This is a genomic window from Pseudarthrobacter sp. KH_020_B, assembly GCF_057840185.1.
In genome coordinates, this window is the sequence record NZ_CM174506.1 from 870,589 (window position 1) to 890,689 (window position 20,101).

Annotated in this window: 20 protein-coding genes, 1 tRNA gene, 1 rRNA gene and 1 pseudogene; 10 read left to right on the plus strand and 13 right to left on the minus strand. The window is 64.3% G+C overall.

The features are described from left to right. The first annotated feature begins 130 nt into the window (after positions 1 to 130). Positions 131 to 247: ribosomal RNA gene (rrf, locus tag AC3IT0_RS04155) — 5S ribosomal RNA — on the plus strand. A gap of 344 nt (positions 248 to 591) precedes the next feature. Further along, positions 592 to 1,089 carry an SRPBCC domain-containing protein gene (locus AC3IT0_RS04160; protein ID WP_489322526.1) on the plus strand — a complete coding sequence of 166 codons (498 nt, stop codon included), beginning with the start codon at positions 592 to 594 and terminating at the stop codon, positions 1,087 to 1,089. Positions 1,090 to 1,115: 26 nt separating this feature from the next. Here AC3IT0_RS04160 and AC3IT0_RS04165 read toward each other — a convergent pair whose 3' ends face one another. Then, on the minus strand, positions 1,116 to 2,162 hold the full coding sequence (locus AC3IT0_RS04165; RefSeq protein ID WP_489322527.1) for a LacI family DNA-binding transcriptional regulator: 1,047 nt from the start codon (positions 2,160 to 2,162) through the stop codon (positions 1,116 to 1,118). After that, positions 2,162 to 3,892: a glycoside hydrolase family 13 protein gene (locus tag AC3IT0_RS04170; RefSeq protein ID WP_489322528.1), complete on the minus strand. Its 1,731-nt coding sequence runs from the start codon at positions 3,890 to 3,892 to the stop codon at positions 2,162 to 2,164. Before AC3IT0_RS04170 ends, AC3IT0_RS04165 begins: the two co-directional genes overlap by 1 nt. Before the next feature lie 197 nt (positions 3,893 to 4,089). On the opposite strand from AC3IT0_RS04170, the gene AC3IT0_RS04175 reads away from it, so the two are divergent. Further along, on the plus strand, positions 4,090 to 5,460 hold the full coding sequence (locus AC3IT0_RS04175) for an FAD-binding oxidoreductase (RefSeq protein WP_489322529.1): 1,371 nt from the start codon (positions 4,090 to 4,092) through the stop codon (positions 5,458 to 5,460). A gap of 141 nt (positions 5,461 to 5,601) precedes the next feature. On the opposite strand, the gene AC3IT0_RS04180 is transcribed toward AC3IT0_RS04175, so the two are convergent. The 4 genes from AC3IT0_RS04180 to AC3IT0_RS04195 form a co-directional block, all read right to left on the minus strand. Beyond that, positions 5,602 to 7,023 carry a DUF4032 domain-containing protein gene (locus tag AC3IT0_RS04180; protein WP_489322530.1) on the minus strand — a complete coding sequence of 474 codons (1,422 nt, stop codon included), beginning with the start codon at positions 7,021 to 7,023 and terminating at the stop codon, positions 5,602 to 5,604. Positions 7,024 to 7,198: 175 nt separating this feature from the next. Then, positions 7,199 to 8,281, minus strand: coding sequence for an ABC transporter ATP-binding protein (locus AC3IT0_RS04185; RefSeq protein ID WP_489322531.1), 1,083 nt, complete (start codon positions 8,279 to 8,281; stop codon positions 7,199 to 7,201). Between the two features lie 234 nt (positions 8,282 to 8,515). Next, positions 8,516 to 9,346 (minus strand): trehalose-phosphatase, encoded by an 831-nt coding sequence (gene otsB, locus AC3IT0_RS04190; RefSeq protein ID WP_489322532.1) that lies wholly within the window; start codon positions 9,344 to 9,346, stop codon positions 8,516 to 8,518. Beyond that, positions 9,336 to 10,838 carry an alpha,alpha-trehalose-phosphate synthase (UDP-forming) gene (locus tag AC3IT0_RS04195; protein ID WP_489322533.1) on the minus strand — a complete coding sequence of 501 codons (1,503 nt, stop codon included), beginning with the start codon at positions 10,836 to 10,838 and terminating at the stop codon, positions 9,336 to 9,338. Before AC3IT0_RS04195 ends, otsB begins: the two co-directional genes overlap by 11 nt. 179 nt (positions 10,839 to 11,017) lie before the next feature. Between AC3IT0_RS04195 and AC3IT0_RS04200 the strand changes: the two genes are divergently transcribed. The 4 genes from AC3IT0_RS04200 to AC3IT0_RS04215 all read left to right on the plus strand — a co-directional run bounded on the left by AC3IT0_RS04200 (position 11,018) and on the right by AC3IT0_RS04215 (position 13,017). After that, on the plus strand, positions 11,018 to 11,893 hold the full coding sequence (locus AC3IT0_RS04200; RefSeq protein ID WP_489322534.1) for a DsbA family protein: 876 nt from the start codon (positions 11,018 to 11,020) through the stop codon (positions 11,891 to 11,893). Positions 11,894 to 12,044: 151 nt separating this feature from the next. Further along, positions 12,045 to 12,121 (plus strand) — tRNA-Thr (locus AC3IT0_RS04205). A 138-nt stretch (positions 12,122 to 12,259) separates the two neighbouring features. Continuing rightward, a complete protein-coding gene (locus AC3IT0_RS04210; protein WP_489322535.1) occupies positions 12,260 to 12,622 on the plus strand; it encodes a hypothetical protein in 363 nt (120 codons plus the stop codon). A gap of 5 nt (positions 12,623 to 12,627) precedes the next feature. Next, the gene (locus tag AC3IT0_RS04215; protein WP_489322536.1) at positions 12,628 to 13,017 is read left to right on the plus strand and encodes a hypothetical protein; all 390 of its coding nucleotides are present in this window, start codon (positions 12,628 to 12,630) and stop codon (positions 13,015 to 13,017) included. Positions 13,018 to 13,111: 94 nt separating this feature from the next. Here AC3IT0_RS04215 and AC3IT0_RS04220 read toward each other — a convergent pair whose 3' ends face one another. The 4 genes and pseudogenes from AC3IT0_RS04220 to AC3IT0_RS04235 form a co-directional block, all read right to left on the minus strand. Next, positions 13,112 to 14,140 (minus strand): AAA family ATPase, encoded by a 1,029-nt coding sequence (locus AC3IT0_RS04220; RefSeq protein WP_489322537.1) that lies wholly within the window; start codon positions 14,138 to 14,140, stop codon positions 13,112 to 13,114. Between the two features lie 512 nt (positions 14,141 to 14,652). Beyond that, positions 14,653 to 14,964: a HigA family addiction module antitoxin gene (locus AC3IT0_RS04225; protein ID WP_489322538.1), complete on the minus strand. Its 312-nt coding sequence runs from the start codon at positions 14,962 to 14,964 to the stop codon at positions 14,653 to 14,655. A 53-nt stretch (positions 14,965 to 15,017) separates the two neighbouring features. Further along, positions 15,018 to 15,592, minus strand: a pseudogene (locus AC3IT0_RS04230) (DUF6994 family protein). Next, a complete protein-coding gene (locus AC3IT0_RS04235; protein WP_489322539.1) occupies positions 15,582 to 15,710 on the minus strand; it encodes a DUF6994 family protein in 129 nt (42 codons plus the stop codon). The pseudogene AC3IT0_RS04230 and the gene AC3IT0_RS04235 overlap by 11 nt, the downstream one beginning before the upstream one ends. Positions 15,711 to 16,467: 757 nt before the next feature. Between AC3IT0_RS04235 and AC3IT0_RS04240 the strand changes: the two genes are divergently transcribed. The 3 genes from AC3IT0_RS04240 to AC3IT0_RS04250 all read left to right on the plus strand — a co-directional run bounded on the left by AC3IT0_RS04240 (position 16,468) and on the right by AC3IT0_RS04250 (position 17,583). Further along, positions 16,468 to 16,674 carry a hypothetical protein gene (locus AC3IT0_RS04240; RefSeq protein WP_489322540.1) on the plus strand — a complete coding sequence of 69 codons (207 nt, stop codon included), beginning with the start codon at positions 16,468 to 16,470 and terminating at the stop codon, positions 16,672 to 16,674. Between the two features lie 248 nt (positions 16,675 to 16,922). After that, positions 16,923 to 17,099: a hypothetical protein gene (locus AC3IT0_RS04245; RefSeq protein ID WP_489322541.1), complete on the plus strand. Its 177-nt coding sequence runs from the start codon at positions 16,923 to 16,925 to the stop codon at positions 17,097 to 17,099. Positions 17,100 to 17,319: 220 nt separating this feature from the next. Beyond that, positions 17,320 to 17,583 carry a hypothetical protein gene (locus tag AC3IT0_RS04250; RefSeq protein ID WP_489322542.1) on the plus strand — a complete coding sequence of 88 codons (264 nt, stop codon included), beginning with the start codon at positions 17,320 to 17,322 and terminating at the stop codon, positions 17,581 to 17,583. A 48-nt stretch (positions 17,584 to 17,631) separates the two neighbouring features. Here AC3IT0_RS04250 and AC3IT0_RS04255 read toward each other — a convergent pair whose 3' ends face one another. From AC3IT0_RS04255 to AC3IT0_RS04265, 3 genes are all read right to left on the minus strand, one after another. After that, complete coding sequence (locus AC3IT0_RS04255) at positions 17,632 to 18,228, minus strand: hypothetical protein (RefSeq protein ID WP_489322543.1); 597 nt, start codon at positions 18,226 to 18,228, stop codon at positions 17,632 to 17,634. A 48-nt stretch (positions 18,229 to 18,276) separates the two neighbouring features. Next, complete coding sequence (locus AC3IT0_RS04260; protein ID WP_489322544.1) at positions 18,277 to 18,528, minus strand: hypothetical protein; 252 nt, start codon at positions 18,526 to 18,528, stop codon at positions 18,277 to 18,279. Positions 18,529 to 18,647: 119 nt separating this feature from the next. Next, entirely contained in the window at positions 18,648 to 20,000 is a 1,353-nt protein-coding gene (locus AC3IT0_RS04265; RefSeq protein ID WP_489322545.1) for an alpha/beta fold hydrolase, read from the minus strand. Between the last annotated feature and the right edge of the window lie 101 nt (positions 20,001 to 20,101).

A 20,101-nucleotide genomic window follows, 5' to 3' on the forward strand; every position in this document is an offset into this window, starting at 1 on the left:
ACAACAAACCCGTCCATACGACGGCACGTTGTCCAGGGAACAAAAACACAACAAAATAACAACACCACAATGTTGTAACCACAAAGTTTTCCCACCCCACGGCACAGCCGGCAGGGTGTGGAGCAAGGGTTACGGCGGTCATAGCGTGGGGGAAACGCCCGGTCCCATTCCGAACCCGGAAGCTAAGACCCACAGCGCCGATGGTACTGCACCCGGGAGGGTGTGGGAGAGTAGGTCACCGCCGGAACATCATTACAGGTCGAGAGCCCCCCAACCACCAGGTTGGGGGGCTCTCCCACATTAACCACCACAACCAAAAACACCCCTTCTCACCGGACACACGGCACGCACCCAACCGGCCACCGCCGTCGAACGCTCTCTCACATCCTGCCGTGAATTCCCACACCCTCTCTCACCACCCACAACCAGCCGCGCACTCACGTGCACCCGCCGTCGTCGAATGACCGCGACCCGGCACGCGAAGTGAGAGAGCGTCCCCTGGAAACGTGCATTAAGTGAGAGAGCGACGGCTGGAAAACCGCGAAAAGTGAGAGAGCGTCCGGGGTGTGGAGCCGCGTAGAGTTGACGTCCATGGATAACCTTTTCAGCCACGCGAACGACGCCCTTCCCGCCCCTGTTGAGACCGCAGAGACCTTGGAACCTGTCATCTATACGGTCACCGTACCCGGACCGGTGGCGCAGGCGTTTGCCGGGTTCACAGATCACACGCACTTATGGTGGCCACTGGATTCACACGGTGTGTACGGGGTTGGCTCGTACGTTGAGTTTGAAGAGAACCTCATCATGGAAACAGCTGACGACGGCAGGACCGCTGTCTGGGGCTCCATAGATGACTGGCAACCGCCCCTTTCCTTCCACGCGTCCTGGCACCCCGGGACCACCGCTATCTGGTCCACTGAGCTGCGAGTCGCGTTCCGGGCGGTGGAGTCCGGGACGGAACTGCGCCTGGTCCACAACGGGTGGGAAGGTGCGGAGGATCCTGCCGCTACGCGTGCCGCCTATGCTGCCGGCTGGCCGAACGTGCTGGACCGTTTCGTGAGGTTCATGGGCGGGGAAGCCCAGGACTGAAACCCAGCTAAAACAGGACTGAAAGTTCAGGCTGGCGGGACGGCCGTGCTGTTCCGGACCAGGAACTCTGTGGGGTACTCCCGGTCAGTGGCCGCAGCTGACGGCGAGGCGCCCTTGGCAGGCCGCTTCGCGCCGGCGTCGAGCGTTTCCAACAGCATGCGGGCCGCCAGGGCGCCTTGGCCGCGCGCGTCCTGGTTGATGGTGGTCAGCCCAAAGACCTCGCCGAGTTCGTGTCCGTCCATGCCGATCACGGAGAGATCCTGTGGCACGCGCAGGCCGAAGTCGCGCGCGGCGAGGATGGCGCCGATGGCCATCTCATCGGAGGCGGCAAAAATGGCAGTGGGTCGCCCGGCCGCGGAAGCGAGGAGATTGCGGGCACTCGCGTAGGCGCCTTGGATGGTGAAGTCCGCGGACACTACCCATTCGGGGCGGACAGCATGCCCCGCAGCCTGCATTGCTGCCTCAAAGCCAGCCCGGCGTATCCCCGGCAGTTTGAAGTCCTGGTTCAGTTCGGCATCGCCGGTGATGTGTGCGATCCGGGTGTGACCCAGTCCTAGGAGGTGCTCGGTTGCTGTCCTGGCGAGGCGGGCGTCATCAATCCTGAGCGTAGAGGCACCGGCCAGGGCGCCGCCGATGCCGACGATCGGTCGGTGGATTGCCAGGAGCTGCTTAATTTCGGCCTCGCTCAGGACCAGCGCTACGGCGATGACCGCATCCAGCCGCTTACGAAGCAGGAAGTCGTTCAGGACGCTGTGGCGTCGTTCCGGCCGGTCACCCACGTTGTAGAGGGTGAGGTCGTAGCCGGCGTCGAGCAGGGTGCCGGACACGCCCTCCACCACGGACGAGAAGTACCAGCGGTGGATGGACGGGACCACCAGCCCCACGTTGTGGTTACGGCCTGAAGCCAGACTGGACGCATGGTAGGACGGGACGAAGCCCAGTTCGTCGGCCGCCGCCTTTGCCAGCTGCCGGCTCTTGGCCGACACATTTGCCTTGCCGCTGAGCGCCCGCGACACAGTGGCGATCGACAGCCCGGCGCGGTCGGCAACGTCCTTGATGCCCGCAAGTCCCACTACGCTGCGTCGCCTCCGCCAATCCACAGCCACGCGGTTTCACCGGAAGCCAGGAATGTTCCTGATCCCGGGTCAGCGCTGCGGACCAGGACGTGGCCCGCCGGCATCTCCAAGGGCTCGTGGTTGAGGTTCATAAGCACCAGCGTATCGCCGTTCACGTACGCAAGGGACGAACCGCTGCACCAGTCCTCGGCCCAAGCCAGTGACCCGCGGCCCAGGCCCAGCTCGCGGCGCAGGGCCAGCATGTTCCGGTACAGGGAGAGGTGCGACGACGGCGATGCGGCCTGGGCGTCCCGTGCCAGTTCCGTGAAGCTCGCCGGGATGGGAAGCCAGGGATCCTGGCCGGAGCCGAACCCCATGTGCGGTTCTGCGCTGCGCCACGGGAGGGGCACCCGGCACCCGTCGCGGCCCAGCCGGGCTCCTCCGGTGCGCGCGAACGTGGGGTCCTCCCGCAAGTGTTCCGGAATATCGATGCCGTCCGGCAGGCCGAGCTCCTCGCCCTGGTACAGGTAGGCGGCGCCGGGCAGTCCCAGCATAAACAGGGAGGCGGCGGCTGCACGCCGGCGGCCCAAGGCTGTGTCCGGCTGTGGATCGGCCGGTCCGATGCCGTCGCCATCGCGCGGACCGGACCCGTTGTAACCAAAGCGGCTGGCATGACGGACCACGTCGTGGTTGGACAGCACCCACGTGCTGGGGGCTCCTACTGCATCCAAGGCAGTCAGCGAGTCCGTAATGACATTGCGCAGCCGGTAAACGTCCAGGCCGGCCTGCAGGTAGGGGAAGTTGAAGGCCTGGTGCATTTCATCGGACCGCACCCAGTCGGCGAGGCGGGGTAGTGGGTCCACGTTGGCTTCGGCACACAGAATGCGGTCCGGCCCGTACGCGTCCAGGATCAGGCGCCAGGCCCTGAAGATATCGTGCAGGGCGGGCTGGCCGAACATCGGGGCCTCGTGGCCGGGGAAGCCGTCCGAGCTGCCGCCGTCCGGCCGGCCGCCCCAGGCAGGCAGGCCCGGGGCCTTGACCAAAGCGTGGGCAACGTCCACCCGGAAGCCGGAGACGCCGCGGTCCAGCCAGAAACGGAGCACCCGCTCAAATTCGGCGTGCACGGCCGGGTTGTCCCAGTTGAAGTCCGGCTGGGACGAATCAAACAGGTGCAGATACCACTGGTTCGGCTGGCCGTCAGGACCGGTGACCCGGGTCCAGGCCGGACCGCCGAAGTGGGACTGCCAGTTGTTGGGCGGTTCGTGGCCGTCAGGCCCGGCGCCGTCCCGGAAGATGAACATGTCGCGTTCCGGGCTCCCTGCAGGAGAGGCGAGGGCCGCTTGGAAAGCCATGTGCTGTTCCGAGCAGTGGTTGGGAACCAGGTCCACGATGACCCGCAGTCCCAGGCGGTTGGCCTCGGCAATCATGACGTCGAAGTCGCCCAGGGTGCCGAAGATCGGATCCACGTCGCAGTAGTCGCTGACGTCATAGCCGGCATCGCGCTGCGGGGATTTGTAAAAGGGGGACAGCCAGACGGCGTCCACATCCAGATCGGCCAGCTGCGGCAGCTCCTCGGTGATCCCAGCGAGATCGCCGATGCCGTCGCCGTTGAGGTCGCGGAAGGACCGCGGGTACACCTGGTAGATGACGGCGGAGCGCCACCAGCCGGGGGCGGTGTCGGCATCGTGGATAAGGGACAGCCGGCCCGTCAGTGGGGCGGTGGCGGTAAAAGCTGTATCTACAGACATGGAGGACAGCTTAGACCCTAGGCGGCGCGAAACTGCAAACGTTTCCACGAGAAAATTACTATTTCTACTGATAGGTAGGTTACGGGCAGGCCACCCTGCTGGAAGCGTTTGCAGTCGATAGTGGAGGACGAACCGTTGGGGAACCACCGCAATAGACTGGGGGAGAACGACAACAACGACAAGGAACGGGAGGCTGCGTGGGCAGCTTGGTTGAAGAGTTGGTGGGCGCCCTCGGGCCAGGGCAGGTCAGTACCGAAGAGGAATTGCTCGCGAGGTATGCCGTGGACCAGGCTCCCATCCTGGATTTCCAGCTCCCCGAAGCGGTGGCCTTTGCCAGGTCGGTCGCGGACGTGCAGGCAGTGGTCAGGGTGTGTGCGGCCCTCAACGTCGCCGTCGTGGCCCGCGGAGCGGGAACGGGCGTTTCCGGTGGCGCGCACGCAAGCAGGAACTGCGTAGTCCTGTCCCTGGAACGGATGAACCGCATCCTTGACCTCAACCCGGACGACGAGACCGCCGTCGTCGAACCCGGCGTAGTCAACGCCGCCCTCAACGAGGCCGCCGCAGCGCATGGCCTGATGTACGCGCCGGATCCGGCGAGCTTCCGTTCCTCCACGATCGGCGGCAACGTTGCCACAAATGCCGGGGGCCTGCGCTGCGCCAAGTACGGCGTCACCCGTGATTCGGTACTGGCGCTGGATGTGGTCCTGGCCGACGGGTCCCTCATCCACACCGGCCACCAGACGTTCAAAGGCGTTGCGGGCTACGACCTGACGGGGCTGTTTGTCGGCTCCGAGGGCACTTTGGGGATCGTGGTGGGGGCCACCGTCCGGCTGAAATACCTGCCCCGTGACGTGCACACCATCGCCGCGTTCTACCCGGACTTCAGGCAGGCCGCTGCCGGCGTCCTGGCGGTGGGCCGGGCGCGGGTGCAGCCGGCCATCATGGAACTGCTCGACGGCGGCACGCTGGCACAGCTGGACGAGCTCCACGGCTCCGACCTGGGCTCACGCGGCCGTTCGCTGCTCCTCATCCAGACCGACGGGTTCGGGGCAGCGGCGGAGGCCGACGTCGTGCGTTCCGTCCTCGCCGCAGGCGGGGCAACGGTGAGCACGGAATCGACGGCGGAAGCCGAGCAGCTCGTGGAGCTCCGCCGGAACAGCCGGGGCGTGGAAGTGGATGACGAATACCGTGTAGGTGAGGACGTGGCCGTGCCGCGCTCACGCCTGGTGGATTACGTGGCGGCGTTGGAAGAGCTCGCGGCAACGCACGGCGTGAGCCTGAAGGTGGTGGCGCACGCCGGCGACGGCAACCTGCACCCCACGTTCTGGATTGACCGCGAGGACAGCGCGGTGGACGCTGACGCCATGGGCCGGCTGAACCATGCCTTGGACGAGTCGATCGAAGCTGCGCTGGAAATGGGCGGCACCATCACCGGGGAGCACGGGATCGGCCAGTACAAGCTGCGCTGGCTGGGCCTGGAGCAGCCGGAACCTGTCAGGGAGCTCCAGCGCCGGATCAAGGAACTCTTTGACCCGGCCGGCATCCTGAACCCGGGCAAGGCCATCTAAAGGCCGTCGCCCGCCTCCCAACTAAGTAGCGCTATCTGTCGTTATGAGCGCTCAAAACGACAGTTACTGCTACCTAGTTGGGGTGGTGTTAACACAGCCGTGCTGCCAACGCGGCCCGGCCCGGTCCCCGGTCAGTCGTCCTCAGTCGTCGACGTCCGGGTACTCTTCGATGGATTCGTCGGCGCCATAGCGGGAGGACTCCTCGGTTTCCACTTCGAGGATCTTCAGCATTTCGGTGTCCGGGTTGAGCATGATGGCGGCCTCGTCCCGGCGGTGGCGGAGGACGGATTCGATGTAGGACTGCACGGCCTCGGCGAGTGGAATGTGGCGGGCCTGCTGCTCGGACATGTACCAGCGGTGCTCGAGCACCTCGTGGACGGCCTCCGCCGGCTCCAGCTTGCGGGACAGGTCACGGGGGATCGAGCGCACAATCGGCTCGAAGACCTGGCTCACCCAGAGGTGCGCGCTGTATTCCTCGTCCATCCCCGGGTTGTTGTCCGCCCGGAAGGAGTCCATGTCATTGAGCAGGCGCCGGGCCTGGTTCTCCTGGGCGTCAAGTCCGGTCAGGCGCAGCAGCCGGCGCATGTGGTGCCCGGCGTCCACCACCTTGGGCTGGAGCTGGATGGTGGAACCGTTCTGGGTGGTTTTGATGGCGTATTCCTCGACGTCGAAGCCCAGTTCGTTGAGCCTGCGGATACGCGCGCCCACGCGCCACCGTTCGCCAAGTTCGAAAGATTCCTTTTCAGTAAGCTCCGCCCACAGGCGCCGGTAGCTCTCCATGATGAGTTCACTGGTGGCCACCGGGTCCACCTTCTCCTCGATCAGGCCGCCGTCCAGGAGGTCCATCAGCTCACCGGCGATGTTGACCCGGGCAATCTCGAGATCGTACTCGCGCTGGCCGGTGGAAAGATCGGGGTACAGCTCGCCGGTTTCGGCGTCCACCAGGTAGGCCGCGAACGCGCCGGCGTCACGGCGGAACAGGGTGTTGGAGAGCGAGACGTCGCCCCAGTAGAAGCCGATGAGGTGCAGCCGGACCATGAGCAGGGCCTGGGCGTCGATGAGCCTGGTCAGGGTGTCCTTGCGCAGCATCTGCGAGAACAGGGCCCGGTACGGCATGGAGAACTTCAGGTGGCGGGTGACCAGCACGGGGTTCAGCGGCCGCCCGTCCGGGGTGGTCCGGCCGGTGATGACGGCCACCGGGACAACGCACGGGACGTCCAGGCGGGCCAGCTTGCGGAGCATGTGGTACTCGTGGCGGGCCACATGTTCGGACGTTTCCTTGATGGCGATGACGGAGCCGCCAAGGTGCGCGAACCGCACGATGTGCCGCGAGATGCCGCGGGGGAGCGCTGCCAGGTTCTCCGCCGGCCAATCTTCCAGGGCGATGTGCCAGGGCAGATCCAGGAGTTCGGGATCCGCGGACGCCGCGGTGATGTTCAGCGAGCTGGAAACGGCAAGGACCTTGTCATCCTTGGCGCTCGCGGCCTCGAACCGCGGCAGTTTGCCGACCTGCGCGTAGTCCGTGGGCTCGTCGTGCCACTGTGCGCTGTTTTCATCGGTCATGGATCAATTCTTTCGTACAGAGGGCTGCTGGCCTAAAGTTTGCGGTTAAACGCCGACGGCGGCCCGTCCAGTCAGGAGGGCCGCCGTCGGTTAGTGGATCTCGGCGCCGGTGGTTGGGCCCACGCCGGCAGGGTTCCCTGGCCGAAGCGGAGCGAGGTTAGGGCGCCGGTGGGGACTAGTCGCCCAGGCGCAGGCCGGTCTTGGTGTCGAACAGGTGCACGTGGCCGGACTGCGGACGGACGTAGATGGTGTCGCCCTTCAGCGGGGGGCGGCGGCCGTCGACGCGTGCCACGATGTCGTGGTCCTTGCCGTCCAGTGTTGTGTGGCCGTAGACGTAGGCGTCGGCACCGAGTTCTTCAACAACGTCGACCTCGACCTGGAGACCTTCACCATGGGCGGCCTGCTCGAGGTCCTCGGGGCGGCTGCCCAAGGTGACGGTGCTGCCGTGGGCCTCTTCGAGGATGCTGCGCGGCACGGGGTAAACCGTTCCGCCGAACTGGACGCCGCCGTCGACCACGGGCAGCTCGAGCAGGTTCATGGCGGGGGAGCCGATGAAGCCGGCAACGAAGACGTTCTTGGGCTTGTCGTAGAGGTTGCGCGGGGTGTCAACCTGCATCAGCAGGCCGTCCTTCAGCACAGCGACGCGGTCACCCATGGTCATGGCCTCGACCTGGTCGTGCGTAACGTAAACGGTGGTGACGCCGAGGCGGCGGGTCAGGGATGCGATCTGCGTACGGGTCTGGACACGGAGCTTGGCGTCCAGGTTGGAAAGCGGCTCATCCATGAGGAACACCTGCGGGTTACGCACGATGGCGCGGCCCATGGCAACACGCTGGCGCTGGCCGCCGGAGAGTGCCTTCGGCTTGCGGTCCAGGTACGGCTCGAGGTCAAGAAGCTTGGCGGCTTCACGGACGCGCTCGGCGCGCTCTTCCTTGGAAACGCCGGCGATCTTCAGCGCGAAGCCCATGTTGTCCGCAACCGTCATGTGCGGGTACAGCGCGTAGTTCTGGAAAACCATCGCGATGTCGCGGTCCTTCGGCGGAACATCGGTGACATCACGGTCGCCGATAAGAATCCGGCCGGCGTTGACGTCCTCAAGGCCTGCGAGCATGCGCAGGGAAGTGGACTTACCGCAACCGGAGGGTCCAACGAGGACCAGGAATTCGCCATCGGCGATTTCAATGTTGAGCTTGTCAACAGCGGGCTTCTCTGTGCCCGGGTACAGACGCGTAGCGTTATCAAAAGTAACTGTAGCCACAGTTATCAATCCCTTCACCGGCAGGTACGTGCCGGACGATCCGTAGTGAATGGTTCATGTAATTCAGTTATCCACGGCATTGCAGCCGTGTACTCCCCGGCCGAAGGCCGAGGAGTATCGCGTGACGCCGCACGGTTCTGTGCGCCACATCACAACCAAGAGTATGTCAGACGAATGGCTTATTCGCGCAAATGTTACGGAGGTCACATGTGAGGTTGGACATGCCCCCGAGGTTCAGTTCGTCCCGGGCTCTTCTTCGGCCACCACCAGGCTCCGTTCCTGCAGGAGTGCTTCGAGCAGTTCCGCCACGTGGGCCGGCGCTTCCACCCGGAACTCCGCCTGGGTGAAGTCCAGGCCCACCTTGACGCCGACATCGCCGGATTCCAGGCGGGCCAGGGCGTCTTCGTCCGTGACGTCGTCACCGGCGAAGAGGACCGCGGTGGCCCCCGTGATCTGGCGCAGGAAGGTCAGGCCCTCACCCTTGGAGGCGTTGACCACCGATGTTTCCAGGACACGTTTGCCGTTCTTCAGGAAAACACCCTTGCGGTCCTGGAGAACCGAACGGGCCGCAGCAACGGCGTCCTCGGCGACATCGTCCGTGGCCAGCCGGGTATGCAGGACCACGCCTGCGGGCTTGTCTTCGAGCAGCGTGCCCGGAGCCTGCTCAACGATCTCTTCGAGGACACCGCGGACTTCGGCCAGCAGCAGCCGTTGGGCCTCGTCCAGCGTCAGCTCCGTGGAGCCGGGGCCAAGCCACGCCTCGGCACCATGGCTGCCGATCAGCAGCGTGTCCACCGGGGGCGAGGCGACCGCGCGCAGGCTGGCGAGGGCCCGTCCCGAGATGAGTGCCGTCGTCGTGCGTGGAAGGGCGGCGAGCCCGGCGAAGGCGGCGGCCGTGCGCGGAAGGGGGCGGGCCTCGTCGGCGCGGTCAACGAGTGGGGAAATGGTGCCGTCGAAGTCCATGGCCACCAGCAGGTGCTCCGTCTGGGCGATGCGACGGGCGGCCTGCCGGAGTTCGGGGGACAGGGCGAGCGGGCCCTTGGCCGGGCGGGCGTCAGGAGTCATCGCGCACAACTTTCTCATTCAGGGCGGCCAGGAAGTCAGCTGACCAGTGGTCGACGTCGTGCTCCAGGATCTGCTTGCGCATGGACCGCATGCGGCGCGCGGCGTCTTTGGGGGGCAAATCGACGGCCCGCATGATGGTGTCCTTGAGGCCGTCTATATCGTGCGGGTTCATCAGCAGTGCCTGCTTAAGCTGGTCCGCGGCGCCGGCGAACTCGCTGAGGACCAGCGCGCCGTCGTTGTCCTTGCGGGCAGTGACGTATTCCTTGGCCACGAGGTTCATGCCGTCCCGCAGTGCGGTCACGAGCATGACGTCGGCGGCGAGGTACAGCGCCACCATCTCCTCCACGGGGTAGCTGTGGTGCAGGTAGCGGACGGCGGTGTTCTGGATGGTGTCGTAGGTGCCGTTGATGTGGCCGACGGTACCTTCGATTTCCTCGCGGAGGAGGCGGTACTGCTCAACGCGTTCGCGGCTGGGGCTGGCAACCTGGATCAGTGTCGCATCGCCGACCGTCAGCTTGCCTTCGTTCAGGAGTTCCTCAAAGGCCTTGAGCCGGTGCCGGATGCCCTTGGTGTAATCGAGCCGGTCCACGCCCAGGAGGATGGTCTTGGGGTTCCCGAGGTCCTGGCGGATCTGGCGTGCACGCTCGATGATCTCGGGGTTGTGCGCCAGTTCGTTGATCTGGGCCACGTCGATGGAGATGGGGAAGGCCTGGGCCCTGGCGATGTGCGTGATTTCGCCGTCCGCACCCTTCACATGCACCTGCTGCTGCTTGACGCTGGCGCCCAGGAACCGGCGGGCGGAGCGCATGAAGTTACCGGCGTCGCTGGGGCGCTGGAAGCCCACAAGGTCTGCGCCCATCAGGCCGTCGATGATGGCCTGCCGCCACGGCAGCTGGGCGAAGATCTCCGGCGGGGGGAAGGGGATGTGGTTGAAGAATCCGATCCGCAGGTCCGGCCGCGCTTGGCGCAGCAGCCGCGGCACCAGCTGCAGCTGGTAATCCTGGACCCACACCGTGGCGCCCTGGCCGGCATGGCGTACGACGGCGTCCGCGAACCTTTGATTGACCTTGCGGTAGGCGTCCCACCAGGTTCGGTGGAACTCCGGCGGGGCGATGACGTCGTGGTAGAGGGGCCACAGGGTGGCGTTGGAGAAACCCTCGTAGTAGAGCTCAACGTCGTCGTTGCTCAGTTGGACGGGAACCAGGTCCATGCCGCCGTGGCTGAAAGGCGCCACGGTTTCGTCCGGGGCGCCGTGCCAGCCCACCCACGCGCCGTCGGTCTTGGTCATCATGGGGGCGAGGGCAGTCACCAGGCCGCCGGGGGAGCGGCGCCAGCCGGAGCCGTCGTCGCCGCTCTCGCCTGGCGCGCAGCGGTCAACCGGCAGTCTGTTGGACACAACCATAAAGTCGTACGTGGCGGCCGTGCTGTGGCTGCGTGCGGCGGCGCCGGTGGCAGGTACAGCTGTTGGTTTTTCTTGGACGGGTGTTTGCATTGCGGCCCCCTGGGGTTGCTTGTGCCTTTAAGCCACCTTAATAGGATGGAATCATCGGGGCTATTCGTCCGTTGGTTATTCGGGCGGAATACTTGAAGGCGCAAGCTCTCAGGTTTCTCCCCTAAAATGATGGAGTTGCCACTGAGTGGTCCCCCTATGTCGATCGACCCAAGGAACACATGAGCCCCGCAAATGAACCACGTAAGTCCAAGGCTGAACGAACCTCGGAGGCGCGCGAGAAGGCACGCCAGATCCGTGAAGTGCAGCTGAAGAAGGACAAGCGCAACAAGCTGCTTATCGGCTGGGGCATTGTGGTGGCCGTGGTGGCCATCCTTACGGTGGTGGCGCTTGTAGTGACCACAAACATCCAGCAAAACACTCCCATTGCAGACCAGGGTCCCGTGCCGGCCAGCGCCAACGCCAACGGTGGTGTGACCCTGCTGGCCAACAGCGAAGTGAAGAAAACGGACCCTGCCACGGTGGACATGGCGAACCTTCCCGCCAAGCCGGACACGTTGCCCAGCCCCCTCGTGGCTCCGGGCGCGGAAGCCGAAGCAGGACAGCCGGTGAAGGTGATTGCCTACATCGACTTCATCTGCCCCGTCTGCCTGCGGTTCGAAACCACGTACAACGATGCGCTGACCACACTCCGCAATGAAGGCAAAATTACGATGGAGTACCGGCCGTTGGGCTTCCTGGACCGTCAGTCCAGCACCAACTACTCCTCACGCGCCGCCAACGCTGCGGCCTGTGTAGCCGACAAAGCACCGGAAAAGTACGCCGAATACGTTGACGTGCTGTTCGCGAACCAGCCTGCTGAAGGCGGAGCGGGCCTCTCTGACGACAAGCTGAAGTCCCATGCCAGCGACATCGGCGCCGATATCAACAGCTGTGTTGATGGGAAGACCTTCCGCCCGTACGTGAAGTACTCCACCGATTTGGCTGCGAACTCCGGCATCACCGGCACTCCCACCGTTTTTGTTGATGGCAAGCAGTGGCAGGGCACCACGGACCTGAACGCTGACATCCAGGCAGCGATCGACGCCAAGGGCTGATCCCTGAATGCAAAGGACCTGCTTCCGGATCGATTCCGGAAGCAGGTCCTTTCTTTTGCCCGGGTTGCCCGCGGCCTGCGGTTTTTACGAGCGGGCGGACTTGGGCTAACCTTATCTAGCGCCATTGCGGCGCACGCCCCGCATGGGGTGCGCCTCCTTAGCTCAGTTGGCCAGAGCACCGCTCTTGTAAAGCGGGGGTCGTCGGTTCGAATCCGACAGGAGGCTCCACGAACCCCTTCATTCCGGCGATTTTGCCCGGGATGGAGGGTTTTTTCATGCGCGAAAGACCGGGGCACAACACGTTTACTACACGCTTTGGGAAAGGCGGACGACACCCGTCACGGGCTTGGCTGCATAGGGAAAAGCATGCAGACAAGCAAAAAGACCCTAGGACCGGCAACGGACCAGGGCAACGCGGCGCCGCTCCTGACTACCGAAGAAGTGGCCTCCTGGCTGCGGGTCGCTCCTAAGACCCTCCGCAATTGCCCGGCGGCCGCCGAACGTGGCACCAGCGCTGCGCTGACCGGTGCGTACCTGCTCGTCGTGGCTCTCCTGGCGGCCTGTATCCTGATCCCATCGACGGTGCTGGGGCGGGCACGGCAGTCCTTCCGCCGCCGGCTCCGCACTGACACTGGACTTCGGAGGGCCGTGGAGAACGACCTGGGCAACTGGCGGGACCCCGTACGGCACCGCAGGCTACGGGCCGCTCTAGACTCAGGGGAGGGGTGAAGACGATGTCTGAAGCAAGCCGCCGATGGGCTGGAAGCATCGCGTGGATCCTGCTCGTCCTCGCCTCGATGATCCTGATCGGCTACGGGATCGCGCGCGCCAACTGGCATATTTGGCTGCCGAGTCCGGCCGATCAGGAAGAGACCTGGATTGGCAGTCGCTACATCTTCGCCGGCTCCACCATGTCCCTCGCGGCCGCCCTCTGGTCACACATCCGCGGCAACCCCGTCTGGGTGACGGTCTGCGTGGCACTGCCAGGGGCTCTCGTGGGCTGGGCTACGCTGGTGCAGCCCTACAACCTGCTGCGCCACCTGGCCGCCGTCGTGGCGTTCCCTCTCGCCCTGGCCGGGGTCGCCAAGGTCATCAGGGCGCGTGGCCGCCGGCAGAAGGACTAGAAATCCGTCCTCCGGTTGCACCACAGTGGAATAGTTGTGCCTTTCCCGCTCGGGGGCGGTCCTTGCATTCGCCTGACAGCCGCCGCGGATCCGATCAGACCAGCCAGCGCCACCAACGTGACCGCTCCGGTTCCGGCGTCGGTTCCGGCTCCTCGCCCAAGGCCAGCGCGGCCTCGACGATGTCGTCCGCGGTGAGCATCATGACGGCCTCACGATCGAGCGCGTCGAGACTTTGCTCCTCGTCGAGCGACAGCCGCAGCGACTGGCGGTTGAGCGCCTGCTCGAACAGCCTGCGGGCGAACCGTGCGTTGCCGGAGTCCTCGCCCGCGTGGAGCCCGGTAAAGATGCGGCGCAGCATCTGGTCCGCACCCGGCTCCAGCGTGTACTCGTGCTGGGCCAGCATCTGGTGGAAAATCGTCTGGAGTGCGTCGACGGAGTAGTCGGGGAACGTGATCTCGCGGGCGAACCGGGAGCGCAGTCCGGGGTTCGAGAGCAAGAAGGACTCCATCAGCCGCGGGCACCCGGCCACGATCACGACCAGGCGGTGGCGGTGGTCCTCCATCCGCTTGAGCAGAACCTCGATCGCCTCGGGGCCGAAGTCCATCCGGCCGTCCTCCGGGGCCAGCGCGTAGGCCTCGTCGATGAACAGGACGCCGTCCAGCGCACGCCGGATCACCCGGTCCGTCTTGATGGCGGTCGCGCCGACGTACTGCCCCACCAGGCCCGAACGGTCGACCTCGACCAGGTGGCCTTTCTGCAGCAGCCCGACCGCGCGGTACATCTCGGCCAAGAGCCGCGCCACGGTGGTCTTGCCCGTGCCCGGGTTTCCGAGGAACACCAGATGCTGTGAAGTGGCCACCTCCGGCAGGCCGTGCGTCTTACGGCGGGCCTGGACCTGGAGCAGTGCGACGAGGGCCCGCACCTGTTCCTTCACGGTCTCCAGTCCAACCAGCGCGTCGAGCTCGGCCTGCACCTCGGACAGCGGCCGGGCCGGCCCGGGCCTCGCACCGATGAGATCGCCGACCAGGTCATCAACGCGCTCCGAACCGTGCAGCCTGAGCTGATCGGTCAGATGGCCGATGGTTTCGCGCAGGTCGTCGAGCGGGTTGCGGCTGGCAGCCATGCATCCACTGTAATACTCGATTCCCGACCGGGGTGGGGTTGGCCTCACCAGTATCAGCGCCCTTTTTTATGCTGTGAGGGTGACCGAAGAATGCCCCATTCAGCTCAGCCCAGGCTTCATCGTCTTCCTCAGCCCGGCGAAGTGTCCATGTCAGATCAAAGGAGCATCCGATCGAATACACCTTCGAGAGTTCGAAGGCCAGCACAAAGCTGCGGCTGCGATGCAGGAACTGCCCGATGTGAACAACTGCAGGCAGTTCGTGGGTCGGCGCACCAGCCCAGGCCCGGGGAACGTACCTGACGGTCCTGCCGCGGCGTGGTTCTTCCGGTACGGGCAGGTCTTGGAAGAAGGTCATGGTCATCATTGGTTCGCGCGGCGACCGACCAGCGGAGCAGCGGCACCGCCGCCCTGGATCCCCCAATCCGTCCTAACCCCGTCAGTCTAGCCACACGTACCTCACTGGGGGCGACGGCAAGGGGCGGCACTGCCCCATTCAGCTCCTCACGTGCTGCTCACACTTGCGGAAAATTCACATAGGCCTTGGCTCGGCGTTTGATGCCTCGGAGCATCTTCTGTAATTCCTTGTTACGGGACAGCACCCACAACTCATACTCATCCTGAAGGTCCAGCCAGTACTCGGCGGTCGTGCCGAGGGCCGCGCCGAACTGTACCGCCGAGGTCCTGGTGATTCTGGTCTTGCCATTGATGACCTCACTGACGAACTGAACGGGCCGGTCGATTACTTCAGAAAACATTGCCTGGTTCCAGTGGAGCTTCTCGACGTGCCAGGCCAGTACGTCGCCTGGCTTTTCAGGTTCTTTCATGATGGTTCTCCTTGCGCGGTGGTAATCACCAAAAGTGAGTTCATGGGCCACACCTAGGGTTCCGCGTCGATCCTGTTGTTTCGCGCGGTGATGAAGTCGTTTTTCCGCCGCAGATACTTGAGGTACTTGTCTTTGTCTTGCGGGACGGCAGGCGTCGTGAAGTTCTTGAAATCGTGGAAGTACTTGATGGTCACGCCGTCCTCCTCTACGAGGTCCTGCAGCATGAAGAACTCGACGTACCCGTCGAAGGTCTTGAACAGGGCGAAGAATTCCTTATATCTGTTCAGGACATCTGAGAGTGGGTTCGGCTCCATACGAAGGTAATGGCGCCGGATGCACTCCAAGGTCAGATCGAAGCGGTCGGCGATCAGGGGTGACAGCCGCGTGCCTGATTGATCACCTGCTGTCCGCCGATCTGGATGCCCGGGAACACCAGAGCGCTCCCGGCGGTGTAACCGCGGTACGGAGGGATCTCATCCTCCGGGATGCTGCTTGTGAGGCTGGCCGCCTGCTTTTGAAGTCTGGTGGTGATGGCATCGCTGGATAGGCCAAACTCACCCAAATGGGACCGGTGAGCGAGATACGACTTGGGTTCAGGGGCCAGGTCGAAGTGACCGCTACCGGGCAGCTCTTTTGCTCCACAGGAGCTGGTGGTGCCTTCGTAGGGTGGGACTGTACCTGTCCGGGTCTTTACCGTGTGGAGTGTCTGAGTGGTAGTCGAAGGTCGTATCGACACCGGCGGTCATGCTGTTCTCCCGTGACGAGTGGGTGCAAGTTCGGCGAGGTCGCGGATGAGACGCTGCACCTCATGTTCCCGGCCCTTGCGGGGGGAAACCTGCTGCACTGCATGTGGTTCAACCACGGGTTTGATGGGCCGGGCTGGCACAGGAGCCTGCGTGGCTCGTGCTTCCTCCCCAAACGGAATACTGCTCGTGCTCATAAGTCCCCCAGACGTAGTCGTTACTGCCTTGGGAACACTCTATGAAGCCAGGAGGAAGCTGGGGAAGGGAATCGGTCAATCCTCGGAATCTCTTGTGTCGATCTTGAGCTGCTACTTCGTGGGGGACCCCGGGCCGGGCGCCGCGGGCTGAAACAGCAGCACGCCGCGAGAGCCGACGCCAAACCGCGCATCAGGATGATCCGGTGACCGACGAACCCCAGAAGCTGCGCTTCCTGACCATTGCCCAGGCGGCCGAAGAGCTGAACGTAAACCAGAACCAGATCCGGGCCCTGCTCAGGACAGGGGAGCTTCGCGGGATCCAGGTCGGCGGGGCGTGTGGCGCATCGGGGCCAGCGACATCGAAGACTTCATCATCGAGGCCTACCGGCGCACCGCCGAGCGCATCGCCGCCGGCGAGCTCAAAGACGAGGGAGAATCTGAGCCCGAGTAGCTCCTCCAGAAGCCCTCCGGAATATGGCATGATCAGTACAGCAAGACCGCTATGAAGATGGCGACTGTAGGCGGGTGTGAACCGTTCGGTCAACCGAACGAAGGACCCCGCGATGGCCTGTCAGAAAAACCAGTACCCCAACCAGTTCACTGCCCTGCGCGCCCTGGACGCGATCCTGGCGGCCGGGAAGCCCGGCAAGCAACCGTTCGCGCCTACCCGTGCCATGAGTGCCACCGCTGGCATCTTCCTCAAAGAGGCTCACTGGAAAGACGCCCCGGTGGGAGCGGAAGCTTTCGTTGACGATTCGTTGACCAGATAGCCCTGCTGCGGCCACAGCTCCAGTGAATGCCGCCGATCTTTCGTTGACCACTACCTGGGATTGGACTCTCCGTGCAGTTCTTGAGGACACGCCCCGCCAGCTCCACAAGACTGTCGGTGCCCGGGAGCACCATGGAGCTATGACGGCTCCAACTGTTGAGGCGGCGCTCCATGAGCTGATGGATCTTGCCTGGAATGTTGTCTACGACCTGCTCGAGCAGCGGGGCTTGCTCGGGGTTGGGCTCTTCGTTGAGGGAGTACACCTGGATCCATTCCTGGGTGGAAGACCTGAACCGGTACACGGTGGTGCACTCCCGGACGGTCGCGATCCTGTTCGTGGACACCCGGCCCGTCGACGCCATCGCCTTCCTCCAGGACCTCTTGGGCGCCGACGATCCGAAAAGTTTCTTCAGGTTTCTTCAGTAGTGGGCGGTGAGCCCCCGTTGGCGACGGCATGGTTGACGGTGGAAGGTGATGGCCCAGCCTGTTGACATCCTGCACGGGAGCGAGTAAGACAACCAGTGGCGGCCCATTTCCGGGCCACCGCAGCTAATCGTGCACGCGCGGTCGACCATCAAAGCCTGGAAGGTTCACGGGCCCGGACCGGTCCGAGAAATAGCGCGGCACGCTTCAAAGGAGAAGCACCATGGCCGTTGCAACCATCCTTCATCGTGTCGCCGACTACGACGCCTGGCGCAAAGTCTACGATTCCGTCGCCGACATGCAGAAAGAGGGCGGGGTGACCCAGGAGTCAGTGCACCGGATGGCCGATGACCCGAACAATGTCCTCGTCATCCATCATTTCGACAATGTGGACACCGCCAGGGCGTTTATCGGCCGCGACGAACTCAAGGAAGCCCTCCATCGCGGAGGCGTTCAGGGAGCACCGCGCATCGAGCTCTTCGAGTAGCTGCCTTCCACTCGCCTCCCGCTGTCCACGGCCTCGAGAACCTCCCCGCTATTCCAGGACGTCCGCCATTGCGTCCAGCACAAGGTAGTCGCCGTACGCTGACTGGAAGCCAAAGCCTTCCCAGTAACGCCGCAGCGCAGCCTTCGCTGCTTCATGCTCGGGAGTGCCTTCCTCCGGGGCGGCCTTGCCGAGGAGAGGGGCGGCCTCCACGATGACAAGGGCGGCTGACCTGCCGAGTGCGCCGAGGATCGCCTTCAGGACATCGTGCCCGAGCTTGTTGCCGCGGAACTTCGGCTCAATCTGCAGGGACGACAGGATCAGCAGGTCCCCGCCGAGTGCCATCTCCTCCAGGAGGTCAGGTCGCTTGATCGTGAGCATCTCGGCGACGTTGGCCACTTCCTGGTTGACCGCGTCCAGGGTCAGGAACAGGTCGATGATTCCCGCGTCGGGCACCACGTACAGCTGTGCCTTCCCGACGGTCACCTCTTTGCCGTCCCCGCCGTCATCCTTGTCGTCCCACACCGTCCCCTTGACCTTGACGGTCCAGACCATGGGGTAGTCCTCCGGGTCGTGGCGTGCTCCCGGGGTTCCCCGGAACTGACATTGGTAATCGAAGGTCAGGTATTCAGGGACAAGGTCGGCCATGGAACTCCTTCAGCAGTGTCGTTGGGCGCGGGGTGCCTGCGGCTTCAGCTAACGCTCTCGATCTTGGCGAGCCTTTTCATGCCTCGCGGCCAGATCAAGCAATGGACGTAAGGCGGCCCGCGTTGTGTCCCCAAGGTCGAACCCACTGACCAGCTCGCCGCCGCCCATTCCCCGCATGTAGCCCACCGACCATCCTTCGGCGTCAGGTGTGAAGGTCATCCCGAAGCCCTTCTGCTCCCCGAGGGCTAGAAGCTCTCCAATCGATTGGAGCGTTTCCTGGTCAAACACGTTCTCAGTCATGCTCGAATGCTAGCCGACCTCAATGACCCGGCCCCTCATAATGAACCCGGCCCGTAAATGCTCGCCGCCATAATGACGGCTCCTTTCCCCGAATGGGTGAGTCACGGGCTTACTTCGTCCTACGGCGTGAGCGGGCTTGCATTCCGCACAGCGGACACGACGTCGAGAATTCCCCGGGCAGCCGCGGCCGCGTTCTCCTGATCGGTGACAAAGGATGCATGGGTGGCCCCGTCGATGATGCGGTGCAGTGTGCTGGTCGAGAGTGAGGCAAGTGCTTCCTGCGAAGCGTCCCAGCCGGGCTGACTGCCGGTGCCGGCTGTCAGGACGACCAGCGGTCTGTCGGTGAAGTTCGCCAGGCCGGCGGCCTGCTGCGCTGAGGAGCCGCCTTGGATGTACTCCTCGGTCGTGCTTATGAGGTGGCTGGGTGTCACGCCGAGCAGCCTGCCGATGCCCAGTTGCGCTGCGCTCGAGACCAGTGCGGAGATACGGTTTATCGTGTCGTCGGCGTCCGTGCGAGGGCCGTGCACTGATTCCGCGTCCGATGCCGGTGCGGTCGAGTCCACCAAGACCAGACCGGCTACATCCTCGGGATGGTGGGCAGCGAAAGTGAGGGCGTAGAGGCCACCGAACGAATGTCCAGCCAGCACATACGGTCCGGGAACGTACGCCCGCTGCAGCAGTGTATGGAGGTCGGTCGCGATCTGCGCGCCGTCCTGCGGCGTGCTCGCCGGATCGCTCCATCCACGGCCTGCCCGGTCGTAGACGCACACCCGGGTGTCACGGGCAACGGCCGGTGCTATCAATCCGAGGTCAGATGACATTCCGCCTGCGCCGGGTTCGATCACGACAGTGGGACTGCCGGAACCGGTGCAGCTCAGGTACAGGCGGTGCCCGCCGACGTCGATCAACTGACCCCGCGCCGGAGAGGCCGTTGCAGCCGCCGCTGCGCTGACGGTTTCGAAGCCGCTACCCGCTGATGCCAGAGCGAGCATTACGATCACCGGGTAGAGCAGGAAGCGCCCGCTCCGACTGCGAAGCTGCCGTTTGGCTTGGAAGATCATCCAGACCGCCAGCACCAGCAACGCGGGGGGCCACACCCAGGCGAGCACTGCCTGCGCCGGGGAGCCGAGCACCAGCAGAAGGAGCCCGCCCAGTCCCATGAAGAGTGCTGGGGCGGCGGCCCATTGCTGTGGTTGATCGGTGAACCGGACCGACAGCATAGCCAGCATGGCCCATCCCAGGGCCAGCCCCAACAAGATGACACCGGTCAGGGTGCTCTCGGTTGCCGGAACAAACGGGGCGACGGCCAGCAGCAGTGCAGCGAGAACTCCGGTAGCCAGCGAACCGGTCACGATCCAACCGATGTGTCCCTTCTGTAAAAGATCAACGCCGGGCGCTAGGTCCTGCTCCGTGGATGTAGGGTCCTTGGCAGTGGTAGCTGTGATTTCGTGCCCCGCCTGAAAGATTGTCATGCGCCCATGCTGTCATTCGCCGGCTACGGAAATGCATGGCAAAAATGCCCCGTATGGAAAGGATTCTGCTCAGCTCGTGCCTTGCTGAGTACAGTGTGCAT

What these genes read in the sequence shown, in the direction of transcription:
- AC3IT0_RS04160 (WP_489322526.1), top strand. Translation starts at nt 592, where the DNA reads ATGGATAACCTTTTCAGCCACGCGAACGACGCCCTTCCCGCCCCTGTT.
- AC3IT0_RS04170 (WP_489322528.1), bottom strand. Translation starts at nt 3,892, where the DNA reads ATGTCTGTAGATACAGCTTTTACCGCCACCGCCCCACTGACGGGCCGG.
- AC3IT0_RS04180 (WP_489322530.1), bottom strand. Translation starts at nt 7,023, where the DNA reads ATGACCGATGAAAACAGCGCACAGTGGCACGACGAGCCCACGGACTAC.
- otsB (WP_489322532.1), bottom strand. Translation starts at nt 9,346, where the DNA reads ATGACTCCTGACGCCCGCCCGGCCAAGGGCCCGCTCGCCCTGTCCCCC.
- AC3IT0_RS04195 (WP_489322533.1), bottom strand. Translation starts at nt 10,838, where the DNA reads ATGCAAACACCCGTCCAAGAAAAACCAACAGCTGTACCTGCCACCGGC.
- AC3IT0_RS04200 (WP_489322534.1), top strand. Translation starts at nt 11,018, where the DNA reads ATGAGCCCCGCAAATGAACCACGTAAGTCCAAGGCTGAACGAACCTCG.
- AC3IT0_RS04210 (WP_489322535.1), top strand. Translation starts at nt 12,260, where the DNA reads ATGCAGACAAGCAAAAAGACCCTAGGACCGGCAACGGACCAGGGCAAC.
- AC3IT0_RS04215 (WP_489322536.1), top strand. Translation starts at nt 12,628, where the DNA reads ATGTCTGAAGCAAGCCGCCGATGGGCTGGAAGCATCGCGTGGATCCTG.
- AC3IT0_RS04220 (WP_489322537.1), bottom strand. Translation starts at nt 14,140, where the DNA reads ATGGCTGCCAGCCGCAACCCGCTCGACGACCTGCGCGAAACCATCGGC.
- AC3IT0_RS04225 (WP_489322538.1), bottom strand. Translation starts at nt 14,964, where the DNA reads ATGAAAGAACCTGAAAAGCCAGGCGACGTACTGGCCTGGCACGTCGAG.
- AC3IT0_RS04235 (WP_489322539.1), bottom strand. Translation starts at nt 15,710, where the DNA reads ATGACCGCCGGTGTCGATACGACCTTCGACTACCACTCAGACACTCCA.
- AC3IT0_RS04240 (WP_489322540.1), top strand. Translation starts at nt 16,468, where the DNA reads ATGGCCTGTCAGAAAAACCAGTACCCCAACCAGTTCACTGCCCTGCGC.
- AC3IT0_RS04250 (WP_489322542.1), top strand. Translation starts at nt 17,320, where the DNA reads ATGGCCGTTGCAACCATCCTTCATCGTGTCGCCGACTACGACGCCTGG.
- AC3IT0_RS04255 (WP_489322543.1), bottom strand. Translation starts at nt 18,228, where the DNA reads ATGGCCGACCTTGTCCCTGAATACCTGACCTTCGATTACCAATGTCAG.
- AC3IT0_RS04260 (WP_489322544.1), bottom strand. Translation starts at nt 18,528, where the DNA reads ATGACTGAGAACGTGTTTGACCAGGAAACGCTCCAATCGATTGGAGAG.
- AC3IT0_RS04265 (WP_489322545.1), bottom strand. Translation starts at nt 20,000, where the DNA reads ATGACAATCTTTCAGGCGGGGCACGAAATCACAGCTACCACTGCCAAG.